22 protein-coding genes are annotated in these 22,984 nt (G+C 50.6%); 8 read left to right on the top strand and 14 right to left on the bottom strand.

Annotated features, from left to right (window positions below; all coding sequences use genetic code 11):
• Positions 1-17: 17 nt before the first annotated feature.
• Complete coding sequence (locus ACZ520_RS01775) at positions 18-815, top strand: hypothetical protein (RefSeq protein ID WP_464127253.1); 798 nt, start codon at positions 18-20, stop codon at positions 813-815.
• A gap of 42 nt (positions 816-857) precedes the next feature.
• Here the strand turns inward: ACZ520_RS01775 and ACZ520_RS01770 are convergent, their stop codons facing one another.
• A complete protein-coding gene (locus ACZ520_RS01770; RefSeq protein ID WP_464127251.1) occupies positions 858-1,949 on the bottom strand; it encodes a hypothetical protein in 1,092 nt (363 codons plus the stop codon).
• Positions 1,950-2,131: 182 nt separating this feature from the next.
• Positions 2,132-2,788: an O-methyltransferase gene (locus ACZ520_RS01765; RefSeq protein WP_417867620.1), complete on the bottom strand. Its 657-nt coding sequence runs from the start codon at positions 2,786-2,788 to the stop codon at positions 2,132-2,134.
• A 112-nt stretch (positions 2,789-2,900) separates the two neighbouring features.
• Between ACZ520_RS01765 and ACZ520_RS01760 the strand changes: the two genes are divergently transcribed.
• From ACZ520_RS01760 to ACZ520_RS01745, 4 genes are all read left to right on the top strand, one after another.
• Positions 2,901-3,416 (top strand): OmpA family protein, encoded by a 516-nt coding sequence (locus tag ACZ520_RS01760; protein ID WP_088566462.1) that lies wholly within the window; start codon positions 2,901-2,903, stop codon positions 3,414-3,416.
• A gap of 26 nt (positions 3,417-3,442) precedes the next feature.
• The gene (locus ACZ520_RS01755; protein ID WP_088566463.1) at positions 3,443-4,105 is read left to right on the top strand and encodes an HAD family hydrolase; all 663 of its coding nucleotides are present in this window, start codon (positions 3,443-3,445) and stop codon (positions 4,103-4,105) included.
• A 95-nt stretch (positions 4,106-4,200) separates the two neighbouring features.
• Entirely contained in the window at positions 4,201-5,058 is an 858-nt protein-coding gene (locus ACZ520_RS01750) for a PilZ domain-containing protein (protein ID WP_374031845.1), read from the top strand.
• Between the two features lie 245 nt (positions 5,059-5,303).
• On the top strand, positions 5,304-6,434 hold the full coding sequence (locus ACZ520_RS01745; protein WP_374031844.1) for a hypothetical protein: 1,131 nt from the start codon (positions 5,304-5,306) through the stop codon (positions 6,432-6,434).
• Here ACZ520_RS01745 and ACZ520_RS01740 read toward each other — a convergent pair.
• The 4 genes from ACZ520_RS01740 to trxB form a co-directional block, all read right to left on the bottom strand.
• A complete protein-coding gene (locus tag ACZ520_RS01740) occupies positions 6,431-8,164 on the bottom strand; it encodes a S8 family peptidase (RefSeq protein WP_416479590.1) in 1,734 nt (577 codons plus the stop codon). The genes ACZ520_RS01745 and ACZ520_RS01740 overlap by 4 nt on opposite strands.
• Entirely contained in the window at positions 8,151-8,888 is a 738-nt protein-coding gene (locus tag ACZ520_RS01735) for a hypothetical protein (protein ID WP_088566466.1), read from the bottom strand. The genes ACZ520_RS01740 and ACZ520_RS01735 overlap by 14 nt, the downstream gene beginning before the upstream one ends.
• Before the next feature lie 181 nt (positions 8,889-9,069).
• Positions 9,070-9,567, bottom strand: coding sequence for a response regulator (locus ACZ520_RS01730; RefSeq protein WP_011162963.1), 498 nt, complete (start codon positions 9,565-9,567; stop codon positions 9,070-9,072).
• Positions 9,568-9,574: 7 nt separating this feature from the next.
• Positions 9,575-10,519, bottom strand: a complete 945-nt coding sequence (gene trxB, locus ACZ520_RS01725) for a thioredoxin-disulfide reductase (RefSeq protein ID WP_088566467.1) — start codon at positions 10,517-10,519, stop codon at positions 9,575-9,577.
• A 134-nt stretch (positions 10,520-10,653) separates the two neighbouring features.
• Between trxB and ACZ520_RS01720 the strand changes: the two genes are divergently transcribed.
• Complete coding sequence (locus tag ACZ520_RS01720) at positions 10,654-10,914, top strand: 2Fe-2S iron-sulfur cluster-binding protein (RefSeq protein ID WP_464127245.1); 261 nt, start codon at positions 10,654-10,656, stop codon at positions 10,912-10,914.
• 3 nt (positions 10,915-10,917) lie between these two features.
• Here ACZ520_RS01720 and ACZ520_RS01715 read toward each other — a convergent pair whose 3' ends face one another.
• The 4 genes from ACZ520_RS01715 to ACZ520_RS01700 all read right to left on the bottom strand — a co-directional run bounded on the left by ACZ520_RS01715 (position 10,918) and on the right by ACZ520_RS01700 (position 14,225).
• Positions 10,918-11,226, bottom strand: a complete 309-nt coding sequence (locus ACZ520_RS01715; protein WP_232468826.1) for a hypothetical protein — start codon at positions 11,224-11,226, stop codon at positions 10,918-10,920.
• 251 nt (positions 11,227-11,477) lie between these two features.
• Complete coding sequence (trmB, locus tag ACZ520_RS01710) at positions 11,478-12,176, bottom strand: tRNA (guanosine(46)-N7)-methyltransferase TrmB (protein WP_374031840.1); 699 nt, start codon at positions 12,174-12,176, stop codon at positions 11,478-11,480.
• Positions 12,145-13,182 carry a cation diffusion facilitator family transporter gene (locus tag ACZ520_RS01705; RefSeq protein ID WP_464127242.1) on the bottom strand — a complete coding sequence of 346 codons (1,038 nt, stop codon included), beginning with the start codon at positions 13,180-13,182 and terminating at the stop codon, positions 12,145-12,147. The genes trmB and ACZ520_RS01705 overlap by 32 nt, the downstream gene beginning before the upstream one ends.
• Positions 13,183-13,226: 44 nt before the next feature.
• A complete protein-coding gene (locus tag ACZ520_RS01700; protein ID WP_374031838.1) occupies positions 13,227-14,225 on the bottom strand; it encodes a GGDEF domain-containing response regulator in 999 nt (332 codons plus the stop codon).
• Between the two features lie 501 nt (positions 14,226-14,726).
• On the opposite strand from ACZ520_RS01700, the gene leuS reads away from it, so the two are divergent.
• Both leuS and speA read left to right on the top strand, forming a co-directional pair.
• Positions 14,727-17,117 carry a leucine--tRNA ligase gene (gene leuS, locus ACZ520_RS01695; RefSeq protein WP_088566471.1) on the top strand — a complete coding sequence of 797 codons (2,391 nt, stop codon included), beginning with the start codon at positions 14,727-14,729 and terminating at the stop codon, positions 17,115-17,117.
• 83 nt (positions 17,118-17,200) lie between these two features.
• Positions 17,201-19,105, top strand: a complete 1,905-nt coding sequence (speA, locus tag ACZ520_RS01690) for a biosynthetic arginine decarboxylase (protein ID WP_088566472.1) — start codon at positions 17,201-17,203, stop codon at positions 19,103-19,105.
• 65 nt (positions 19,106-19,170) lie between these two features.
• On the opposite strand, the gene ACZ520_RS01685 is transcribed toward speA, so the two are convergent.
• The 4 genes from ACZ520_RS01685 to ACZ520_RS01670 all read right to left on the bottom strand — a co-directional run bounded on the left by ACZ520_RS01685 (position 19,171) and on the right by ACZ520_RS01670 (position 22,966).
• Positions 19,171-20,061, bottom strand: a complete 891-nt coding sequence (locus ACZ520_RS01685; RefSeq protein WP_464127239.1) for a hypothetical protein — start codon at positions 20,059-20,061, stop codon at positions 19,171-19,173.
• A gap of 107 nt (positions 20,062-20,168) precedes the next feature.
• Positions 20,169-20,762 carry a hypothetical protein gene (locus tag ACZ520_RS01680; protein ID WP_464127237.1) on the bottom strand — a complete coding sequence of 198 codons (594 nt, stop codon included), beginning with the start codon at positions 20,760-20,762 and terminating at the stop codon, positions 20,169-20,171.
• Between the two features lie 156 nt (positions 20,763-20,918).
• Positions 20,919-21,938 (bottom strand): ABC transporter permease subunit, encoded by a 1,020-nt coding sequence (locus ACZ520_RS01675; RefSeq protein ID WP_088566475.1) that lies wholly within the window; start codon positions 21,936-21,938, stop codon positions 20,919-20,921.
• Positions 21,935-22,966: an ABC transporter permease subunit gene (locus ACZ520_RS01670; protein ID WP_232468832.1), complete on the bottom strand. Its 1,032-nt coding sequence runs from the start codon at positions 22,964-22,966 to the stop codon at positions 21,935-21,937. Before ACZ520_RS01670 ends, ACZ520_RS01675 begins: the two co-directional genes overlap by 4 nt.
• Positions 22,967-22,984 lie beyond the last annotated feature (18 nt).

The following is a 22,984-nucleotide window of genomic DNA, read 5'->3' as shown; positions in this document are numbered from 1 at the left end:
GGTGTTATGGTGCCGGCATGATCCGCGAAGCCATTGAAATGATTTTCACCCCTGCCACGTCCGTCGCTAAAAAGTACGGATTCGTCTATCATTCGATTTCTTTAAAACACCGCTTTGAGCGCTGTAAAAAAATCTGGCTGCCGCATTTGAAGAACTGTCAGGACACTTTCCTGCAAGTTGTAAAAGACCTGCCACAGAAAAAGTCCGTGGTGGTTCTGGGCAGTGCCCACCTGCACGAAATTCCCTTGCACCTGCTGGTGGATCATTTTGAAAGCATCACCCTGGTGGATGTCATCCATCCTTTGAAACACCACTGGGCGGCCAAACGCAACTCCCGCTTGAAACTGATCACCCAGGATCTGGGGGGATCTTTGCAGGAACTGGAAAATCTGAAATCTTTGGAGGACCTGAACAAGCTGATTCAGAATCTGTCTGAAAAACAGCTTTTCCATTTCGAAGCGGATCTGATTGTGTCGGGGAATCTTTTATCCCAGTTGGCGCTACTGCCGATGGAAGCCCTGGAAAAATACACCAAAAAAGATCTGACTCTGGCGGAAAAAGACCATATCTGCACGGCCTTTGGCGAAATTCATCTGAAGAACCTGCGCCAGTGCACCGGCCACAAACTGATTTACACCGACCGCGAAGTCACCTATCGCAATCCGCAAGGGGAAAAGATCTATCAAGGGTCGTATCCGGTGAACTTTGACGGCTTCACTAAATTGCGGGAATGGAACTGGATTCTGGCTCCGCTGAAAGAAGCCTCAAAAGATTATTCCATCGAAATGAAAGTGGAAGCTTACTCTTCCAAATAAAAAAAGCCGCATTTCTGCATCACAGATCATGCGGCTTTCTTTTTAGCAGCGTGGTCCTTTGCTGCAACCCAGAAGGTCTTCGGTTTCTTTCAGCTTAAAGAAGTTTTTCAAACGGGACTTGTTATCCAGATGAGTTGAGCTGTCGCCTTCAGTATCATGCTCCTCTAGATGGCACATCCAAGAAAGAGCCGCTTTGGCTTTTTCCGTCTGCACAGACAACTCTTTATCCTGCTTCAGGAAAATATTCAGAATGCGGAAGCCCACGATGTCGGCTTGAGTTTCCTTGTTTTTGCTTTCAACAAACTTTGCCGACTTGTCTGCCAGCTCCGAGTTCACACATGTTAGAACACGATTGTCCAATTCAAATCCACGGTACTGCAGCTGATGTGTCATCTCATGCGCCAATGTCATCACCAGGCCCGCGATTCTTTCCACTTTGGTTTTTCCGGCATTCAACAACAACTGTCCAGGGCAGATATAGATTACACCGTTCGGACCACCACCTGGCAACAAAGAGCGCGCCATCACATTCAAACCATCAATTCCACAAGCTGATGACATGTCTATAGTCACAATGTCCTTACCCTGATAGGAAAGCTCAAATGTTTCAGAAACCGACTGCACCACCGTCGTATTCAAAGCACCCACAAGGCCCATGCGACCGTCTTCATCCAGCTTTTCACTTTTCACGAATTCCATCATCAGCTTGTGTACAATCTCGGTGGCCTCTTTCACGTCTTCATCATAGTTATAAATTGTGCGATATTCTTTATCGGCCAAGAGCAAAAGGCGACTTTGAGCCTGATATCTTTTCAGATCCTCGGGAATATGTTTTTTAAAGGACTCTGCTGAGCCGTCAAACTCTTCCGGCAATGAAAGTTCTGCCTTCAGAGCTTTAACCGCAGCTTCAAAGCCGTTCTTTTTAATGTCGGCAGTAATCGGCAATACGGATTTTTCACAGATACTAATTTCAGGGGTTTCGCAGATCGGAGCGGATCTTGCGCCCGGAACAACTTGCTCCGTTTTGGCCTTGTCGCCGGTCTTGTTGCGGTACTTTCTTGCGTAATCAGAATCCTTCTCCGCACAAGCGGCCAAACCCAAACTGATCGCAAGGATAACGCTAAGCTTTTTCATAACTGCTCCTTTTCTTTACGCGTGAGTACTGAAAAACGGCACTTCCGCGGGCCGGATCCTCGATGTTCGAGGCGGACCTGATAGAGAAGAAACAAAGCAAAGGCAGGGCCAAGCCGCTGTCTCAGAATGAGATAACGCGGCGTAGGTGTAAAAAGTCACCAGGCACCTTTTACAGGCACCTTTTATTTTTTGAGGGCTATGTAGAGGCCTTCGAAGGTGGGGATGATGGCGGATTCAAACAAAGTGGGGTCGGCCAGGCGCTTGTTGAAGTCTTGCATGATGCGGACTTGTTTGTCCGAGAACTTCTGGGCGGGTTCACCCCACACGGAGCCCGACAGGAAGATATTGTCGGCCAGAATCAGGCCGCCTTGACGCACGTTTTTTTCGGCCCAGGTCAGATAGTCAAAGTAAGCGGCCTTGTTGCCGTCGATAAACACGCCGTCGAAAGGCCCCAGAGCTGCGATTTTTTCAAGCTCCTCACGGGCATCACCCATCACCAGATGGATTTTCTTTTTCGACTGATCCAGTTGCGCGAAAATCTGGGATGAGTATTCGCCGTGCTTCGGGTCTTTTTCAAGAGTCCACAACTCCCCACCCTCCGGCAGGGCATCAAAGATGTACTGCGCCGACAATCCGGTCAGTGTTCCGATCTCGACAAATTTGCGGCAGCCGTGTGTGCGCACCAGCGTTTGGATCAACTTTGCTTCCGCTGCATTGACGCTGATTCTTCCCAAATTCAGTTCATCAGCAAACTGACGGGAACGTTTTTTCAGATCACTTTCTTCAGAAAGAAGTGAAAGCATATAATTGTCTTTGTGGCTTAACACGGATTCACGCATGCCCTATCTTCGCACATCCCTCTTGTGAAGTTAACAGGAAGTTAATTTGCCCGGCACTTACGTCGCCGCTTAGCCTTAAAGGACCTGTTTCTATTAACACGGAGGTATTTTCATGCATTTGTCTTCAGCACTTAAAATTGCCGCATCTTTGACCCTGGTGTTCGCCCTGGGTGCATGTTCCAGCAAATCCAAAAAAGAGGATGAAAACGTCATTGGCCAGCGTGGGAATCGCGGTCCTGACTCAGCCCTTTCCGGAGCCGCGGGTGACTTAAGAAAATCAACCAAGTTCTCAACTCTTTCCCAGAACATTCGATTCAATGTCGGAAGTTCCGAACTCAACGCCTCCAGCCGCCGGGCTTTGGATGAAATTGCCAGCGAGCTAAAAAAGACCTCGAACTCTTATGAGAAAATTCGCATCTCTGGTCTGACGGACCCTCAAGGCGATGCTGATCGCAACCTGCGCCTGTCAGAAGCCCGTGCGATGCGCGTGCGCGACTATCTGGTGTCTCGCGGAGTGTCCGAGGATAAGCTTGAAACCATCGGCAAGGGGGCCGTAGCCCGTGAAAGCCTGGGAACGTCCTCTCAAATGGCGCGGGATCGTCGCGTGGACTTTGAGATTGTCGAATAACGTCAGAAACGGCAAGATAGTGGCTTATGAATCCACTTCTTGTCTTTGATCTTGACGGCACTTTGATTGACTCGGCCCCGGATATTATCGTGGCCGTCAATCGCACTTTGGCAAATCATTCCAAACCCACCTTAAGCGATGAACTGATCATCGCACACATCGGCGAAGGCATTAAAAAGCTTATCGCCGATTTATTTAAAGACGACTCACTGGAACCCGCCGACATCATCGCTCTGGAAATGGAGTTCCTGAAAACCTACGAAGAAGAGATGCTGCAAAAAACCCGCATCTATCCTGGTGTGGAAGACTTCCTGTCCCGCTATCAGGGGCCTATGGGTATCATCACCAATAAAAATGAAATTCCCGCCAAGGTCATTTTGAAACATCTGGGGCTGGACAAGTATCCATGGGTGAATGTTTTTGGTGCTGATACACTTGAAGAACGAAAGCCCAGCCCGCTTCCTTTAAGAACCATGATGAAGCTGGCCGGCCGTCTGCCGGGGAACACCCTGATGATCGGCGATGGCATTCCGGATATGGTTTCCGCCCAAAAAGCCGGCGTGGCCTCCATTGCCATCGGTTTTGGTTATACGGCCACTCCCCTTCTGGAAAAGTACGAACCGCTGGCCGTTTTGGAACACTATCAGGATCTCTCAGCTCTGGTTGAAAGAATCTCAGTCCGGGCCTGAGAACGTGCTGGACCTTGGTCCCATTCGTGGGAGCAGTGTAAAGGATTAACCAAAAAACTCCGATAACTTCTATAGGAATTAGTTTGAGGAGTGGAATGAAGACCCAAGGTAAAATCTGGATCATTTATGATGCCGAGGCGAAGACGCAGACAAAGCCTATGTCTGTTGTGCAAGCTCAAGTGTCGATCCTGTCCATTCCCGAACATGCTCATGCCAAATTCTTCCTGTGGACACCGGGCTGGGAAAGCTGGTTGTCTATCAAGGACTTCCTGGAATCTGATCAGAACTATTTCGTTATCGTTCAGCCTCCGAAGCCAGGCGGTATGCCTTCTCTTCCAGGTGAAAATGAAAACACCCTGACGGCGACCAAGAATGCGCCGGCCACCAATGGGGGTGCTGACAGTCCCTACACCCAAGTGGTTGTGGGCGACATTCCGCTGAAGCACCGTGAAGTCGGCGGCTATCACCAAAAAGATTTCAACGGAGATGATCTGGATCTGGCCAAGATCCGCAAAGACAAATCCGACATGCCAAAGCCCAAGAAGAAAAACGACGAACCCGAAGAAGTGCCACAAGCACAAGCCAAGTCGGAGCCGAAGGGTTCTGACCGTCGTCGCGATCCCCGACACAATTTCAAAATTGAAGTCGTACTGGTTTCCAAGGTTCGTTCGTTCCGCACTTATTCCAAGGACATCTCTTTAAGCGGGACCATGCTTGAAGACGAAATCCCAAGAGACTTCCTGAATAAGCCTTTCGATTTGATTATCGTAAATCCATTTGAACCGGATCCATCCAAAGCCCGCCTGCTCTTCCGCGCCAAAATCGTGGGTGACCTGGCAGACCCTCGCCGTTTGATGTTCATCGAACAGGATGTCACCATGACATTGCGTCTGGATGCTTTGCTGAAAGCTTACGTAGCTTATCAGGATCAAGTTCGTCGCAGCGCCGGCTAATCTTACTCTATACTCTATCAAAAAATACTGTTTCGCAGGACTGCGCATCTGCGCCCATTCACGACTATCGTCGTATAAATTACGATACTGAATTGTTTGCTCCTTAATCATCTTTCAAATTTTCAGAATAATTATTGCGTTAAAGCCTCTTAATGAAACATCGAGGCCAGTTTTCTCACATCACCGTCAAGACTCTTTAACACAAACCCGATATCTAATTTTGAGAAATCCATTAAGGAGTCTTTATGAGTACACTGAAGTACGTTGTTGTGATGGGGACCACACTAGGTCTGCTGACGGGTTGTCAGAAAGAATTGGAAGAAGCTTCCAAACCCCGCTATCTGTACATCGCAAGTGGCGCCTGCTATTCCGGCACCGGCAACACCACTTACAGTGCGACGACTTCCTCCAATGTGATCTTCCGCATCGGCCTTGAAACTGCCCAGTACGAAGGACGCATCGCCGACTTTTCCTCGGTGCTGGATGCTCCGGGCACCACCCCGGTCAGCATTGTGGATCACGACGATGAACATCTGCTGGCGTTGCTTGAACACACCGGACAACGTCGCATCGAGCTGATCAAAAAAGACCTGCTTGGCGAAAGACAGACTTTCTATAACAACACCTCCGCAACGGCCCCTATCGGCGCATTACAATCGGCCGCTCGCTATTTGCTTTCCGTCGTCGATGGTCTTTTGATCAGCCGCACGACCGCCATTGAGAAACTGGACACCGGTAAATCCCGCGAAACCGGAACAGGCACCAATGCCTGGGTTCAGGGACCCGGTGGATCTTGCAGTGCCTCGGCCACCAACATCACGTCCCTTGCGACCTATCCAACGTCATCCAATGCCGCCGGTTACAACATCATTTACACTCATTCCCAGAATGCCTCCAGTGCCAACAACCGCATCGGCATCATGAATGGACTGACCGGCTGGAATGGAACGACAGGATGTCTGGCGGCGCAATCAGGACCTGCCTTGACGGCTTATCCGACCGCCTCTGTGTATATGCCTGATTCCGGACGCATTGCGGTTGCGTATGCGGGGATCTCAGGCTCCATGCTGAATTCTATTTACACTTATGAGGTCGATGAAACCGCCAACACCATTTCAGATCCGGTGAATGCCTATGAGGTTCCAAGTGTGATCTACGGGGCTTCAGCGATGGTCTATGACGAAGTAGAGGGGCATCTGTATGTCGCCACGGGCGGTGCCGTGACCACGAACTTCACGACCGGAAATATTCCGTACAACATTGAAAAGTTCACCTATGACAGCACGACAAAGACCTTCACCCGTGTAGGCTCCACGTCGTATTACAGCGGGAATCTTGAAACCCGCTGCATTTCATCCATGTTTATTGGAAATTAAGGCGTTCCGATAATCTGAACGCCCCAACTGACCAGATCGCCATTGAAGGTCGAACCACCATCAATGACCTTGATCGTCCAGGTGCCGTTGGAACGTTCCTGGAAGAAGGCGTTGCTCAGGAAAACTTCGTTGTCAAAATCAACCTGACCCAACAAAGAATTTCGCATATTCAAAATCATGCTTTTAGTCCCGGACGGCGACGTCAGTTCCACGCCCAGATCACCCACCCGGTCATGATCCACCTTCAAGCGGATACGAACCCCTTCGATGCGCAAATTGTCTGTCACCGTCACGGTGTTGCTGACACCGGTTGCGCTGTAATCAGGAATTGCGACGCGTGTGGTGTTTTCAATCCAGGCCGTGCCGGAAAGGCTGGTGGTGAATGTCGAGGTATAATTTTTTGCCAACGAAACAGCGGCGTCCACATTCACCCGGCCAAATCCATACCAGTTATGGAATTTGAATCCCGCACTGTTGGTGACCCACGCATTTTCCCAGACCGCACCTGATGGCAAAATCACATTCTTGGCAGAGTTCCCCGGATAATTTCGCAAAGGATGATTACTGATGGCGCCAGAGTTCGGACGAACCTGCACTGCCGTTTTCGCCAGAATGTATTTCACATCACGCCAGTTTAAATTCGGATTGGCCTCCAGAAGCAGCGCAATCGCCCCCGTCAAAACCGGAGCCGCCGAAGAAGTTCCGTTGAAAGTCGTCGTGTAATTGCAATTGCTGTTTCCGTTGCTACCCCGTTCAAACTCCACTTTGCCAGAGATACTGGTCTGAGCATAACCTGCGCTGCAACCGGTGCGGTCGGTGGTCACCATCGCCGGAGAATCATCGCCGGACTCTCCCCCGAAGGACGAAATCCACACATTCGAACCAACAGAAGAATACGAAGCCGCATCACCCGTAGAATTTAAAGCCGTCACCAGAATTGTGTAAGGCGTGCTGTTGTCCGGATCCAGATTCGAGTTACCGATGCAGTAAGTGTCCGTCGAGCCTTTGCATTCCACCAGAAAGTCATTGCCGGCAGACTTTACATAGATGGAACCTTTGCCACTGCGACCATTGAGCACCCCGTTCAGCAATGCTGTTTCCCAGGCGGCCACAGGATCCGGCAGATAATTCTGCGAGTTCCCCCAGCTCATGTTGTAAACGTCATAACCACCACTCAGTTGCTCGGCCATGCGACTGTAGGTTTGCGAAACACCCGTGGACAGGAAGTTATAAGCCAGCAGCTTCGCTTTGTAAGCAACACCCTTGCTGCCCACGCCGTTATCGCCGACGGCCGCCGCCAGACCCGCCACGGATGTGCCGTGATTGTCATCGGAAGAACTTGGAGGCGCATTGCTGGAGGTGTACGGAGCTGCGTTGTGATAATTCTTGGAAACCCCATACAGGAAGTTGTCCTTCAAATCCGGATGCGCATCCTGAACCCCGTCATCGGAAATAACAATCTTGATTCCTTTTCCGGCTAAGCCCGAAGTCCATGTCTGCAACAGATTCAAATCCACACCGGCGGTCCCGGCATCGGCGGCAAAAACTTTTTGTCCGGTGTTATTGATATGCCAGGCGTAACCCAACAAAGGGTCCGCGCCCGTACCCGCCAGTTCTTCACCAACTGCCGTGAAGCTGTTTTTCGCGCAGTTGGTAAATAAAGTCCCCGTGATAGCAGCTATCACCGCGAGGCCCATCAGCATTTTGGCTTTAGGACTAAAACTTTTCATACTTCCTGCTCAAAATTTCCAGTTGGGCCTGACTGATGCCAGGTTCACTGCTTAAACGTTCTTTCAAAGAGGACAAATTGAATGTGTCCTGTGCCGAGGTCACAAAATACATATTCGCTTCCGGCATCGAACCCACAACCTTTAGGTCATATTCCTGAATCAGAGAATCGATATTCACACCTTCATTCACAGTGATCTGAATGGTGCCCGTCACAACGCCCGCAATCCCTTTGCGCTCGTTGTAAACGGCCAGGGGCTGTGATGCCGAGAAGTGACGGTCATCGCCACGGAAGCCGTCTTCTTCGACCAGATAGTAACCATTGATTTCAGCCAAGTAAGCACTGCGTTTGCCCGCAGACTGCGGATAGGCGGCCACACCCTCCCACACTTTCCAGGAAGTGCCGGACAAAACAGATGACTGCGCCAGACGGCGATCATCCGGTTTTGGCAAAACGGTCTGCTTTCTCTTTGGCTCCAGTAAACGACGTGATTCTTCCGCCTGATTCTGGCCGTGCGAAGGGATCTCGGTCACCTGCATTTGCGCGCCCGGGGACTGCATGGCGATGTCTTCTTCGCTTAAACGGTCTTCAGAGGATTCAACAACATCGACGGCCTCTTTCAAGGATTCCGCCAAAGTCGGCTCCTGGTCCTTTTTAAGGAACAGCGAAAGCGCAACAACCGCTGTGATTACAATAAGTAAGATGATGACGTGTTTACGTGCCATGAGTCCTTTAATTCTATCGCTAAAAAGGGGGCCACGTTCACTATTTTCTGCAAGAAGTATTGGGAAAGTATGGAAACAGACTGTGTTCCCGTTTTGAGACAGAACTTTGGTCTGTAATAAAAAACCCCTCAGCAATCACTCGCTGAGGGGTCCATATTTTATTCAATCAGTTTGGTTTCGATTACGGATTCAGCTTCAAAAGCGTTTCCACGGTTTTTTTCAGCTTTTCAACGTCGAATGGCTTTTTGATGTAGTCATCAGCGCCGATCTCAAAGGCCTTTTTCATGTCTTCTTCGGAAGCTTTGCCGGACACGAACACCAGCGGGATTTTTTTCAGATCGCGGTGCTCTTTCAGCAATTGCGCCAGTTCAAAACCGTTGATCCAAGGCAGTCCCACGTCCATCAGAATCAGATCCACCGAGTGATCATCCAGCACTGTGGAAAGCTCAGTGCCATCGGCCGCAAGCTTCGTCACATAACCTTCACTCTCAAGGATTCTTTTCATCGCCAGGCGCATGGTTTCGTCATCCTCGATCACAAGAATGATTTTTGGATCCAGCTTTTTCTTGGCCTCACGGAACTGATCCAAAGGCACCACTTCCTGAGAAGCAATGCGGGCCTTGGTCATTTTTTCGATCTTTTCGATCAAATCCTTGGTGTTGATTCTTTTGTCCTTCATATCTTCCTTAGTGAGCTTCCTGGGCTTCCAGCCATCTTTCAGCATCGATCGCCGCCATACAACCTGTACCGGCTGCCGTGATCGCCTGACGATATACGTGATCTTGCACGTCTCCCGCCGCAAAGACACCTGGAATATTAGTATACGTGGTGTTGGGCTGGGTGATCAAATAGCCTGTCTCATTCATATCCAAAACACCTTTGAAAAGGTCGGTGTTCGGCTTATGGCCAATGGCCAGGAATAGACCTGTGATCGGAAGTTCTTTGACAGCGCCATCAACAGTGCCTTTGATTTTCGCGCCGGTCATACCCTTGCCGTCACCCAGAACCTCGGTCACCTCGGTGTTGTAAAGCACTTCGATTTTTGGGTTCTTAAGCGCACGATCGACCATGATTTTGGAGGCACGGAAGTGGTCACGTCTGTGGATCAGGTACACCTTACTGGCAAAACGAGTCAGGAACTGCGCCTCTTCCATCGCTGTGTCACCACCACCAACAACGCCGATTTCCTGATTACGGAAGAAGGCACCGTCACAAGTTGCACACGCGGAAACACCACGGTTGGCGTAAACTTTTTCAGAAGGCAGGCCCAGGTACTTCGCGCTGGCGCCAGTGGAAATGATAATGGATTTTGCCAGGTGAAGTTTGTCACCGATCCACACTTTGAACGGACGCTGGGAAAAATCCACCTTCGTCACGTTGCGAGTGATGAAACGAGTGCCGAATCTTTCGGCCTGTTTTCTCATGACTGTGATCAGGTCCGGACCCGTGATCCCGTGGTCAAAGCCCGGGAAGTTTTCAACTTCGGTCGTGGTCATCAACTGACCGCCGGCCTCTTCACCTTCAATCATCAAAGGCTCCAGATTGGCGCGGGAAGTATAAATAGCGGAAGTCAGGCCTGCAGGGCCGGAACCGATGATAATGACGTTTTCAACTTTTTGATCCTGAGTCATAGATTACCTCACAATTGGTCGGGACAATAACGGATCAAGGCTACCACAAATAGCCCCGTTTTCATTAGTTCTTTGCACGTTTTGGACTGCGTCAGCTACAATGGGCTATGCCCGTGATTTCTTTTAAAAAGAACATGCCTGCCGTAGAGGTTCCTGCTGACACCGTCCTGATGACGGCGCTACTGGATGCGGGCCTTCCCGTGGCTTCCAGTTGTGATGGCGACGGCGTTTGCGCAAAGTGCAAAATCATTATTGTGGAAGGCAAAGAGAATCTATCTGCTGAAAACGACACAGAAAATTTTCTGCGCGAAAAAAACGGGCTTTCTTCGGATGTTCGCATCAGCTGCCAGACCCGCATTCAGGGCAACATCACGGTCGACGCGACATATTGGTGAATCTTATAGTTCACGGTGTTTGAATTCCTTGCCGGGATCATCCACTTCGTGATCCGGGCGATCCAGACGACGGGCTTCCACCGGCTGCGGAACCGAGCAGCGCTCCCCTTCAACCCGGGACATATTTGTTTTGCGCCCAATACCGGATTGATTTCGTCCATAACAGGGAATCACAGAGCTGCGTAGAACCGTGGCTGGCTCCGCCGGAGTCACAAAATCAGTTTCACGAGTGATCGCACCAAGAATCGGCTCTAATCCAAAAAAGAAAAATACACCAATGAAGAATAAGGAAAAACGAAGAAAGGATGCCATAGAATCCCCCTGTTCCCAAAACTCTCTCAGTATACCCCAAGGAAATTTAAAACGAGGACTTCTGCCACCCAACACCAGCCCAAAGTGCGATTCACGCAGTAAAGCCCTCCCAAAAAGCCGGGAATCAAGGTCGGTCAAAAGGGTTCGAATGCAAGGCGGAGGTTCTTTTGCGAAACGGAGGCGTGCTCTAAGCACGTCGGAGAGAAGCAAAAGGCCCGACAACGCAGCAGGCGGGCCCTTTTCACCGACCGCTAGACCTTCTGCAGTCTGACGAAATTGATTTTGATACCTTCACGCAGGAAGATTTTCTCAAAAGCCGTTTCGAAGTTCTGATCTTTCATTTCTGAATTGTGCAGATCCTGAGTTTCAAAAATGATCTTGTACGGAGACTGACGGATTTCATCCATCGCCCACAGGAAGTACACCAAAGAATCGGTTTTGAAATTGATGAAAGAACCCGGCTTTTGCAGACGGAACAACAATTCCAGATTATCTTTGCACACGAAACGGTTCTTCGGTTTTTTCGGGGATGTCCATGGATCCGGGAAATGGATATAGACGTTGTCGATCTCGCCCTCAGCAAAAAGATGATCAATGTTGAAAGCGTGGAAACGCGTGATCGCCGCATTTTTGCAGCCAGCATTCACCGCGCGACGGATGGACTGAATCAAAGGTTTGTATTTCAGCTCAAGGCCCACCAACAGGCGGTCAGAATGGGTTTTGGCGTGATGAGCAAAGTAAGTCCCGTTCCCGGTGCCCACTTCCACGTCCATCGGCATGCCAGCATCAGCTTTAAAAACGTCCGAACGCCATTTACCCTTGTTCAGCGGAGCACGCAGCTCATCGAAAGCCACATGCGCATATTCGCCGTTCAACGCCAGGGTGTAGGCATTCTGGTTGGGAAGGTCTTTGGTGATATTAATTTGTCTTCTTAGAGCCTGATCTGTCATGGGTCCCTTGATTAGTCGGAGCCGGGTCGTCGGTCAAGCTTTTCACAGAGAAGTCCGGCCGGTGGCGGAAAGGCTGCAAACGAATCGGGCACTGAGGCACCTCACAGCTGTCACAGTAGGATTTTTTACAAGGATCCACATGGAAAGCCAGCTCCCCGTCAAACTCATAATCCTTTACCACCGCAGCCTCATAATCACTGGTCATGGCGTGAACCTGAGAAACATCCCAATATTCCGGCACCACCATATGGGCATCCACGTGATGGAATCGGCCAGAGCGAATCACGCGCAGATGGTGAATATTGATCACACCAGGCACACGATTTTTCTCCAGCGCACTGGCCAGAAGCTCGAGTGACGCCATATCCTGCTGGTCCATCAGGCCACCCAAAGATTCGCGCACAATTTTAAATCCTGAATAAGCCAGTTGCAAACCCACCAGCATCGCAATCACCGGATCCAGCCACTGAATTCCGGTCACCAAAACCAGTCCCAGGCCGACCATGACTCCGGCGGTGGTCAGAACGTCCGACAGCACATGCGCCCCACTGGCCTTCAGGGCATCCGACTGATGAGTCGTCCCCACGCGTTTCAAATACAAACCCAAAGCCAGATTCACCAGGGCGGCTCCGCCCACGATCAGCAAACCCATCTCCAGCTTCTGAGTGGGCTCATGATAAATCAGCGCTTTGGCGGCTTCGGCAATAATCATGATGGCGGCAAAAAAGATCATACCGCCCTCAAACGCTGAAGAGAAATACTCGGCCTTGCCATGCCCGTAAGGATGATCCTCGTCCGCAGGCTGAGCGGCGAAACGAATCACAAACAGCGCCACGATGGCGGCTATGACGTTCACGATACTTTCCAATGCATCAGACAGCACAGCGGTCGAGCTGGTCAGGCGATAGGCCACCACCTTCATGGTGAATATCACGACACTGGCTATGGCAGAGATCCACGCGGCACGATTACGGATTTTATCAGCAGATGAAACAGAGCTTTGCATATAAGAGCGTTTTCTTAGATACCCCGGACGAGGTCAACGACTAATTAGCCAGCAGCCTTACGGCGCTTATGAATGGCAGATTTGATTTCCACCACAGGAGCGGCATCCGGTTTGTAATGTGCAACCTGATTGCGTCCCGCACGTTTGGCTTCATAAAGGGCATGGTCGGCACGGCGAACCAGCTCACGGGCACTGATGTTTTCACCCGGGATCGTAATGGCAAAGCCCAGGGAGGCCGTCAGCTTCATCGAGTCCTCGCCATTGCGGAATGTGGTCTTTTCGATGTTTTCACGCAGGCGCTCGCAGAAGTACATGGCACCGGCATGATTGGTCTCTGTCAGCACCATCAGGAATTCATCCCCACCATAGCGGGCCGGAATATCGATGTTGCGGGTGTTGGCACGAATGATCTTACCCACCTCAGACAGCACATAACTTCCGAACAGATGGTCATGCCCGTCATTCACGGTTTTGAAATAGTCCATATCCATCATCACGACACAGACATCACGGTGGAAGCGACGACCGCGCTCCATCTCGAAGTCCAGACGTTGATACAGCGAACGCATGTTATACAGACCCGTCAGGTCATCGGTATCAACAAGCTCTTTAAGTTTCTCGTTGGCGAAAAGCAGTTGCTCGTGCAAATCGCGAATACGCAACTGTGAGCGAATGCGCGCCAGAAGCTCCAGCGGCACAAACGGTTTTACGATGTAATCGTCGGCTCCGGAATCCAGGGCCTCGATGATTGCTTCGGTGCTGGAGTTTTCAGACACAAACACGCAGGAAACGTGAGACAGACGCTCACGCACGGATTTCAAAACCCGCAGACCCGCCATGGAAGGCGCCATCCAGTCCAAAATGACAATGTGAGGAATCCAGGATTCGATCAGCTTGTGCGCTTCAGATTCGGTGGTCACACCGCGCGCGTCGTAGCCCTCCCAGCGCAATGGCTCCAGGAGAATCTCCAGGCTGTCCTTGTCGTCGTCGATTACTAGAATACGGCGACTTTTGGGTTGTTTAGGGCTTACTTCAAAACTCATCTTACATACCAGTGTAACTTCTGCCCTACTCATCGGTTAATTCCGGGAATTATTTAGACAATTTTCTAATCATAAGACCAGACTACCAAACTTTAATCCTGCCTCCGTGGGAGCCGGGCTGGGGGCTGGGCTCCGGCGCTTCGAACAGTCCTCGCTCGGGTGGTTTTTTTCTTCCTTACTAGCCCTTTGGCTCGTCGGGAGCTATTGCGTTCCACGATTACCCCCGGACCTGCGGAACTTGCGGCGGAACCCAGCCCCCAGCCCTCCTTCCTCGATCAGGACCTTGTTGGTGCGCCCGTGCGCGAAGTATTGGGAATCTAAAACAATGTGGATGGCATTCGGGATTTTGTGGACTTTGGGCGGGGGAGATTTTCTTACATTTTCTGTGTTTTGTGGAAGGGTCTGATGTGGGCGCTAAGGGGGTCTTATTCGTTGAATTGTCTGGGGATTTTGGCTATTTATGGTTGTGGTGTTTTTCTTTGAATTTTGAAGGATGTTTTTATGAGTTTGAACTTCACCGAGTACGAGAAAAAATGGCAGAAAAAGTGGGCGGACGCCAAGGCGTTTCAGGCTGAGACAAACAGTGTGAAACCAAAATATTATGCGCTGGATATGTTCCCCTATCCATCGGGCTCCGGTTTGCATGTTGGGCACATGGCCTCTTACACTCCGGCCGATATCATTTCCCGTTACAAACGCGCCAAGGGGTTCAACGTTCTTCACCCGATGGGATACGATGCCTTTGGTCTGCCGGCTGAGCAGTTTGCCATCCAGACCGGGATCCATCCTGCCATCACGACCAAAAAAGCAATTGAAAGCTTCCGCACAACTCTGCAGTCCTTTGGGTTCAGCTTTGACTGGAGCCGCGAAATCTCCACTTGTGAGCCTAACTACTACAAATGGACTCAGTTCATTTTCCTGAAACTGTATGAGCGCGGCCTGGCTTACCAGAAGGAAGTTCCGGTTAACTGGTGCCCGGCTTTGAAAACCGTTCTGGCCAATGACGAAGTCATCGACGGAAAATCAGAGCGCGGCGGTCACCCGGTCATCCGCGTGCCGATGAAACAGTGGATGCTTAAAATCACCGACTATGCCGAACGCCTGTTGAATGACCTGGACAAGGTCGACTGGCCGGAAAGAACCAAAGAGGCGCAGCGCAACTGGATTGGAAAGTCCGAAGGCGCGCGCGTCACCTTCCAGGTTCATGGCGAACAGGACAGCTTTGAAGTCTTCACCACTCGTCCGGACACATTGTACGGTGTGACCTTCATGGTGATGGCTCCGGAAAATCCGCTGGTCAAAAAGATCACCTCCCAGCCGCAGCACACGGCGGTGGAAGAATACATTGCCGCCACGGCGAAAAAATCAGAAGTCGACCGCAAGGCGACGACTGAAAAAACCGGCGTCTTCACGGGGGCTCACGCCATCCACCCGATCACGGGCGAAAAGATCGAGATCTGGATTGCCGACTATGTCCTGATGGATTACGGCACCGGTGCGATCATGGCCGTTCCTGGTCACGATGCACGTGACTTCGAATTTGCGACCAAATTCAACATTCCAATTAAAACCGTGCTTGAAAGTGACCAACTGCCATTTGAAGGCGACAGCGTCATGATCAACTCTGAATTCCTGAACGGCCTGAATAAAGCCGACGCCATCAAAAAAATGCTGGCTTATCTGGAAGAGAACAAATTGGGCGTTCGCGAAGTTCAGTACAAGCTGCGCGACTGGCTGTTCAGCCGTCAGCGCTATTGGGGCGAGCCGTTCCCGATCGTACACTTTGCTGATGGTTCCCGCGGCGTTCCCGTGAACGAACTTCCTGTCGTATTGCCGGAAGTGGCGGACTATGAACCGGCCGACACCGGAGAAGCTCCACTGGCCCGCAACGCGGAATGGGTGAAGTACATGGACGGCAACAAAGAAGGCCGACGCGAAACCGACACCATGCCGGGAGCTGCCGGATCTTCCTGGTACTTCCTGCGCTATATCGATCCAAACAATGATGCAGCTCCGTTCAGTGCGGAAGCTGAAAAGTACTGGATGCCAGTGGATCTGTACGTGGGCGGTCCTGAACACACTGTCGGTCACTTGCTGTATTCCCGCTTCTGGATGAAGGTTCTTTTTGACTGCGGTCTTGTGACCCATGATGAACCATTCCAAAAACTGGCCCACCAGGGCATGGTTTTGGGACCCGACGGTGAAAAAATGTCCAAATCCCGTGGCAACGTGATCCCAGCTCAGGAAATCGGCCAGACACACGGTTCAGATGCTGTTCGAACTTTCGTCAGCTTTATGGGGCCTTTGGATAAAGACAAAGCCTGGTCTCCGACCGGTATTGACGGCGTAAAACGCTTCCTGGATCGTATCGGCCGCCTTGTTGTCAGCGATGACGGCAAATATGTGGCGACCGATGCCGCTTTGACTTTGGAGATCGAGAAATTAGTTCACAAAACCATCAAAAAAGTCACAGAGGACATCGAGTCCATGAGCTTTAACACGGCGATCAGCGCCATGATGATTCTGGTGAACGAACTTTACCGCGCGGAGTGCCGCTCTGTTTTGGCTCTGAAACCGCTGGTACAGATTCTGGCTCCGTTTGCCCCGCATTTGGCTGAAGAATTGTGGGAAAAAATGGGCGGACAGGGACTTTGCTCTTTGGCTCCTTGGCCAAAATATGATAACACCCTGTGCGCTGACGACACTGTGACAATCGGCGTGCAAGTGAATGGAAAAATGCGCGGCACGATCGAGTTGGGCGTGGCGGCTTCCGAACAGGAAGCGGTCGCGGCGGCGAAAGCCGTTCCACAAGTGGCAGCTGTGCTGGGCGACAAGAATCCCGACAAGGTGATTTACAAAGCCGGCAAAATTTTGAACTTGATCGTTAAATAACTGGGTTCTTTTACCGAAAAGGACCCCTGAAAAACAACATGGGGTCCTTTATCCGGGCCCCCTAGTCGTGAGGGCCAGAAGAGATGTCTAATTGGAGTCCTGAAAAAAGCGCTGAGCTTTATGGGATCAACAACTGGGGCAACGGTTATTTCAGAATTAACAGCGCAGGCAATGTTGCTGTCACTCCGATGGGCGCCGCAGGTCCGACAGTGGATCTGCATGAGCTGACCCAAGATCTTTTGGACCGCGGTATCCGCGTTCCCATCATGATTCGTTTTCCGGAAATTATTAAATCCCGTGTGGAGCTTTTGAACGGCTGCTTCCAAAAAGCATTTGCTGATCATGGCTACAAAGGCCAGTACCGTGGCGTTTACCCGATCAAGGTAAACCAACAGCGTCACCTGGTTCAGGAGCTGGTGAAATACGGTAAAGACTATTCCATGGGTCTTGAAGCAGGTTCCAAACCTGAGCTTCTGGTGGTTCTGGCTTTGATGAACACTCCAGATGCACTTATCATCTGCAACGGTTTCAAAGACTGGGAATACATCGAAACAGCGATCCTGTCCCAGAAACTGGGCCGCAACACCATCATCGTGGTGGATCGTAAAGAAGAATTGAAAATGATCGTGGATGTGGCGAAAAAGTTCAACGCCCGTCCAAAAATCGGCTTCCGCGCGAAACTGAACACCCAAGGTGCCGGCAAGTGGGTTGACTCCTCTGGCGCCCGCTCCAAGTTCGGTCTGACTTCCACTGAAATCGTGGAAGGCGTTGAATTCCTGAAAAGCGAAGGCATGCTGGATTGCCTGGAACTTCTGCACTACCACATCGGTTCTCAGGTTCCTCAGATCCAGTCCATCAAGTCCTCTTTGAAAGAGGGCGCACGCTTCTACACCGAGCTGTACAAAATGGGCGCAGGCCTGAAGTACATCGACGTGGGCGGCGGCCTGGGCGTTGACTATGACGGTTCCGGCCACTCTGACAGCTCTGTGAACTATTCTGAGCAGGAATACGCCAATGACATCGTGTCTGTACTTCAGACCCTGTGTGATGAAAAAGGCATTCCACATCCAAACATCGTGACTGAGTCCGGCCGCTTCCTGGTGGCTCACCACTCGGTTTTGGTGTTCAACGTGATGGGCGTGAACGACCTTCACCGCCACGAGCCGCCTCGTCCAGCGACGAAAACGGATCATTCCATCATGCAGGACATGCAGTACATCTTTGAAAAGGTGAACAAAGACAATATCAACGAGTGCTTCAATGACCTGGAACAGGCCAAACAAGAAACTCTGCAATTGTTCACTTACGGCGTCTTGAGCCTTGAACAACGTGCATGGTGTGAATCCATGTACTTTGCGATCGCAACCAAGATGATCAAACTGGCGCGCGCGACTCCGGATTGTGAAGACATCGTGGCAGCTCTGGGTAAGGAACTGTGCGATACTTACTTCTCCAACTTCTCTGTGTTCCAGTCTGTACCGGATTCATGGGCGGTGGGTCAGTTGTTCCCGGTGATCCCAATTCACCGTCTGGGCGAAGAGCCTAAACGTGAAGCGACCTTGGCGGATCTGACTTGTGACTCTGACGGTGTGATCGAAAAATTCATCGACACGGCTTCCGGCGAGCCGAAAGAAACCATCCGCTTGCATCAGTTCACTGATGGCCAGCAGTACTATCTGGGCGTGTTCCTGACCGGTGCCTACCAAGAGATCCTGGGCGATTTGCACAATCTGTTTGGGGACACGGATGCGGTTCACATCTCTTTGAACGGCGTGGGTTACACTATTGACCATTACGTTCCAGGTGACACGGTGACTGAGGTTCTGTCTTACGTTCAGTACGGCCGCTCTGAAATGGTCGACAGCGTTCGTCAAGCGACAGAGGAATCCATCCAAAAAGGCTCGATCACAAAACAAGAAGCCAAGCTTCTGATCAAGCACTACGAAGAAGGTCTTTCCGGTTACACCTACCTGGAAGAAGCCGAGTAACCAAAAAGGTTCCTGGTTCTTTTTTAGAAAACTTCAAAGCGGCGGATGAAAATTCGCCGCTTTTTTTATTCAACCACTTCTGCGTCAGCCTGAGTGATCGCAGGCTTGCCACAGCCAGAGTAAGTCACCGTCGTGATCTTTTCCGAGGATCTCATCGTCACTATGCCGTCATCAAACCCGCAAACCGCGCGATGCAAACCATCCGAAGACACACTGTACACATTCTGGGTCACGCCACCCTTAAGGTGACTGACGTTTCCGCTGATCTGAACAAAGCCCGCTCCTTTGGCGGCATCTTCATCGGGGATAAAGTCATAAAAGGAAACCCCGGTGATCTGATGCTGAACACCCTCCACCGTCGAAGTTTCCTCAAACTCACGATCAATTTGAATTGCCCCACTGCCAAGACGTGTGTGCGTATGAGTGGACTGAACGTTTCGAATCAGTCCCGCCTTACCATAGACATCAACATCGGTGTCGATCACAGATACCACCGCGCCGTTTTCTTCTTCCCGGGTGCTGATCAAATTCACGACCCCTTTGACTTCGCGGCACGAGTATTCATACAAAATCTCGCGGCGAACATCCGAGTCCTCTTTCACCGTGCGCTTTACACAAGGGCCCTGGGGTAAAACCAGGCCCTTGCCGGAAGCAAAAGATATGTTCAAGAAAGGATCCTGCATGATATCGCCCTGAGAGGCGTTGTGAGAATCGGAATCCAGTTGGTCGCAGACTTCGCCCACGACTTCAGAATCCGGCACAGTTTCGGAATCATCGGCAGAGTCGTCGGCGGAATCATCAGCACTGTCGTCACTGGGGGAATCGTCCGTTGTGGTGGTTTCTTCAGAGGTTTTGGAACTGAATTCCTCAGTGAAAGACACCGGCGCCTTACAAGAGCTCAGTATCAGAGCCAGCAACAATACCCAGATTCCCGCGTACATCCGTTTGGACATCATAAGATCCCCCCGCACAAACAAGTGCGCCTGATGGGATCAGATTAGGGGGAAAGTATTGAGGGACTATGCAAGCCCCTCAATAATGAAAAGAATCTCGAACTGATATATTACTTTAGACCCGCATTGAGACTGGAGGTCATTTTTACCGCCGTTGGGATCACAACCGCTGGGCAGCGTGGATAATCACGGCGGGACTTATAGGCCAGGCGGTCTTCAGAAACCTCGCGGTTCATCTGGTAACCTGTCGCTGTTTTCACAAACGTGTATTTGATCACGGTGTCCAGATTCAGGGTCTTTTTATCCATGGAATACAGACGGCAGAAGCCATCGTACTTCTCGTCATGATAAGTCACCTGAGAGCGGGAAAGACTTGTGAACTCAATAGTGCCGTCCGCATAAATACGCCCCTGCTCGATACCTTTGGAATTTACCAGCTTGTTGCCATCAATTTTCAAGGACACTGGCAGATCATTCCAACCACCCAGTTGTTCACACTCATAGAAAGAAAAACCGAGCTCAACCACGTCGGCCGTTTGATCCAGATTCAAAGCGACCGTGCACTTTACATTGCGAACATCCGCAGAGCCATCCAAACGGAAGTACTTCGCCGTCATTTCACCGGCACCTTTGATTTTACCCAGAACCTGCGCCTGAACAGACAGACCAAAAACAGAGACTAGAATGCACACGAAAAACTTCATGATTCCCCCGGAAATAGATTGGTTGTTTGGACCATATCGGCGGAAGAAGAGGGTATCAACTTTAAAGACAGAAAGAATGATGCGGTGTAGGTGTAAAAAGTCACCAGGCACCTTTTGGGGATAAAAAAAGGTGGCCTTAAGCCACCTGTTTTTTATCTACATTTTGGAGTCGAAGGCGTCGCGAACTGCAAGACCGATGTTGATCAACAGGGTCAGAGTCAGAACCAGAGCCACCATCGGGCCCCAAACAATCCACTCTGCAATCGTGAACCATTTTTGAGCCTGAGCCAACAACTCACCCCAAGAAGGAGTCGGCGGACGAAGACCCAAGCCCAGATAATCCAGGAAGGACAAAGTATTTACGCCACCTGCGATAAAGAACGGCGCAAAGGTCACAATCGGAGTCAGACCGTTCGGCAGGATGTGCTTACCGATGATACGTGTGTGATCCGCACCAATGGCTTTAGCTGCCTCAACGTACTCACGCTTTCTCAAAGACAGGAACTGAGCACGCATATAAGCAGAGATCCCGGTCCAGCTGAAGATCGCAAAGAACCCGATCAACAACGGCAAGCTTGGAGTAAAGATAGAGATGATCGTCAAAAGAACGATCAGGATCGGGGTGCTTTCCACGATCTCAACCAGACGCTGACCAACCAAGTCGGTCTTGCCGCCCATGTAACCCATGATAGCACCCATGGTGATACCAATCGCATAAGTCGCAAGCCATGAACCAATCGCGAACAACATCGTGTAACGGAATCCGTACAACAGACGCGTCATCACGTCACGACCGCTCTCATCCGTACCCAACCAGTTTACTTTGGTAGGTGGAGATGGATAGGTTTCAACGGTTTTATTGCTTTCATACGGGTCCCACTGAATGATCGGCCATACCGCCCAGTCGCCCTCTTTCATTTCCAGCTCACGATAATCCATCACATAGATGTCATCACGGCCGAAGGCAGTTGGGTGATAATCCTTGAACAACGGGAAGAACAATTTCCCATTGTAGCTCATCACATGTGGGTGATTGTTGGCCCAAAGTTCCGCCGTGAAGCTCACGAAGAACATAGCCAAAAGAATCCAAACAGAGACAACAGCGACACGATCGCGCTTAAATCGCTTATATCTCTTCAGCGTCAATTCATTGCGAATAAGATATTTTTCGATCATTTGAAGTCAATCCTTGGATCAATAAGAACATAAATGATGTCAGAGAAAATACGTCCGAACATCAAAAGCAAAGACGAAATGAAGGTCAGACCCATGATCACGTTATAGTCACGTGCCATGATGGACTGATAGCCCAGCAAACCGATACCGTCCAAATTGAACATCTGTTCGATGATCAAAGAACCCGCCAGGAAAGCTCCGAAGAAGCCGCCCAAACCGGTTGCGATCGGAATCAAAGCATTGCGAAGAGCATGTTTGAAGATAACCACGTTGTCAGAAAGACCCTTGGCGCGTGCCGTACGAACAAAGTCGGACTTCACAACATCCAGCATGGAATTTCGCATCAGAGTGGAAAGCTCCGTGAAACCACCGATCATGTAACAGATCAACGGCAGCACGAAGTGGTGTGCACGGTCCACGATCTTGCCCCAGGTGGTCAGAACTTCATAATCGTCCGAGTGCAAACCGCCCAGTGGGAACATGTTCAGTTTCCCGGCGAACACAACGATCAGGAAGATACCCAATACCAGCGGTGGAATCGAATACGTCAGATTCAGAATAATAGTGGTGATACGGTCAAAGGCGCCGCCAGCCTTGATGGCCTTGCGAACACCCAGAGGGATACACACCAAATAAGTCAGGATCAAAGAGGCGATACCGAACTGCAAAGACACCGGGAACTTACTTTTGATCACATCAATGACCGGTTCCTGGTAGGTGAAGCTTTCACCGAAATCCAGACGGGACAAATTTTTAAGCCAGATGATGTAACGTTCATGCAAAGGCTTGTCGAAACCGTATTGTTTCTTCAAGGCCTCAATCACTTCTTCGTTAACCGCGGAATCACCGCGACTGTTAACGCCAGCAGCGCCGCCGCCAGCTCCACCAGCAGAGCCGAAGCGAATTGCCTGCAGCTTCTGCTCAATGGGGCTGCCCGGAGCCAAATTGATAAGAACGAAAGTCATGATGGTGATCCCGAAGAATGTCGGGATCATCAGTAGTAATCGGCGAATCAGGTAGACGATCAAAGCCCTACTCCCAAACTA

Source organism: Bdellovibrio sp. BIS2, from assembly GCF_055398295.1.
This window is presented reverse-complemented; position numbering and strand designations above follow the sequence as displayed.

Bases quoted from the DNA above. Each gene is read 5' to 3' on its own strand.
- ACZ520_RS01755 (WP_088566463.1), top strand. From the start codon at position 3,443: ATGAATCCACTTCTTGTCTTTGATCTTGACGGCACTTTGATTGACTCG.
- ACZ520_RS01700 (WP_374031838.1), bottom strand. From the start codon at position 14,225: ATGAGTTTTGAAGTAAGCCCTAAACAACCCAAAAGTCGCCGTATTCTA.
- leuS (WP_088566471.1), top strand. From the start codon at position 14,727: ATGAGTTTGAACTTCACCGAGTACGAGAAAAAATGGCAGAAAAAGTGG.
- ACZ520_RS01740 (WP_416479590.1), bottom strand. From the start codon at position 8,164: ATGAAAAGTTTTAGTCCTAAAGCCAAAATGCTGATGGGCCTCGCGGTG.
- speA (WP_088566472.1), top strand. From the start codon at position 17,201: ATGTCTAATTGGAGTCCTGAAAAAAGCGCTGAGCTTTATGGGATCAAC.
- ACZ520_RS01715 (WP_232468826.1), bottom strand. From the start codon at position 11,226: ATGGCATCCTTTCTTCGTTTTTCCTTATTCTTCATTGGTGTATTTTTC.
- ACZ520_RS01760 (WP_088566462.1), top strand. From the start codon at position 2,901: ATGCATTTGTCTTCAGCACTTAAAATTGCCGCATCTTTGACCCTGGTG.
- ACZ520_RS01680 (WP_464127237.1), bottom strand. From the start codon at position 20,762: ATGAAGTTTTTCGTGTGCATTCTAGTCTCTGTTTTTGGTCTGTCTGTT.
- ACZ520_RS01750 (WP_374031845.1), top strand. From the start codon at position 4,201: ATGAAGACCCAAGGTAAAATCTGGATCATTTATGATGCCGAGGCGAAG.
- trmB (WP_374031840.1), bottom strand. From the start codon at position 12,176: ATGACAGATCAGGCTCTAAGAAGACAAATTAATATCACCAAAGACCTT.
- trxB (WP_088566467.1), bottom strand. From the start codon at position 10,519: ATGACTCAGGATCAAAAAGTTGAAAACGTCATTATCATCGGTTCCGGC.
- ACZ520_RS01675 (WP_088566475.1), bottom strand. From the start codon at position 21,938: ATGATCGAAAAATATCTTATTCGCAATGAATTGACGCTGAAGAGATAT.
- ACZ520_RS01745 (WP_374031844.1), top strand. From the start codon at position 5,304: ATGAGTACACTGAAGTACGTTGTTGTGATGGGGACCACACTAGGTCTG.
- ACZ520_RS01765 (WP_417867620.1), bottom strand. From the start codon at position 2,788: ATGCGTGAATCCGTGTTAAGCCACAAAGACAATTATATGCTTTCACTT.
- ACZ520_RS01705 (WP_464127242.1), bottom strand. From the start codon at position 13,182: ATGCAAAGCTCTGTTTCATCTGCTGATAAAATCCGTAATCGTGCCGCG.
- ACZ520_RS01730 (WP_011162963.1), bottom strand. From the start codon at position 9,567: ATGAAGGACAAAAGAATCAACACCAAGGATTTGATCGAAAAGATCGAA.
- ACZ520_RS01685 (WP_464127239.1), bottom strand. From the start codon at position 20,061: ATGATGTCCAAACGGATGTACGCGGGAATCTGGGTATTGTTGCTGGCT.
- ACZ520_RS01720 (WP_464127245.1), top strand. From the start codon at position 10,654: ATGCCTGCCGTAGAGGTTCCTGCTGACACCGTCCTGATGACGGCGCTA.
- ACZ520_RS01775 (WP_464127253.1), top strand. From the start codon at position 18: ATGATCCGCGAAGCCATTGAAATGATTTTCACCCCTGCCACGTCCGTC.
- ACZ520_RS01735 (WP_088566466.1), bottom strand. From the start codon at position 8,888: ATGGCACGTAAACACGTCATCATCTTACTTATTGTAATCACAGCGGTT.
- ACZ520_RS01770 (WP_464127251.1), bottom strand. From the start codon at position 1,949: ATGAAAAAGCTTAGCGTTATCCTTGCGATCAGTTTGGGTTTGGCCGCT.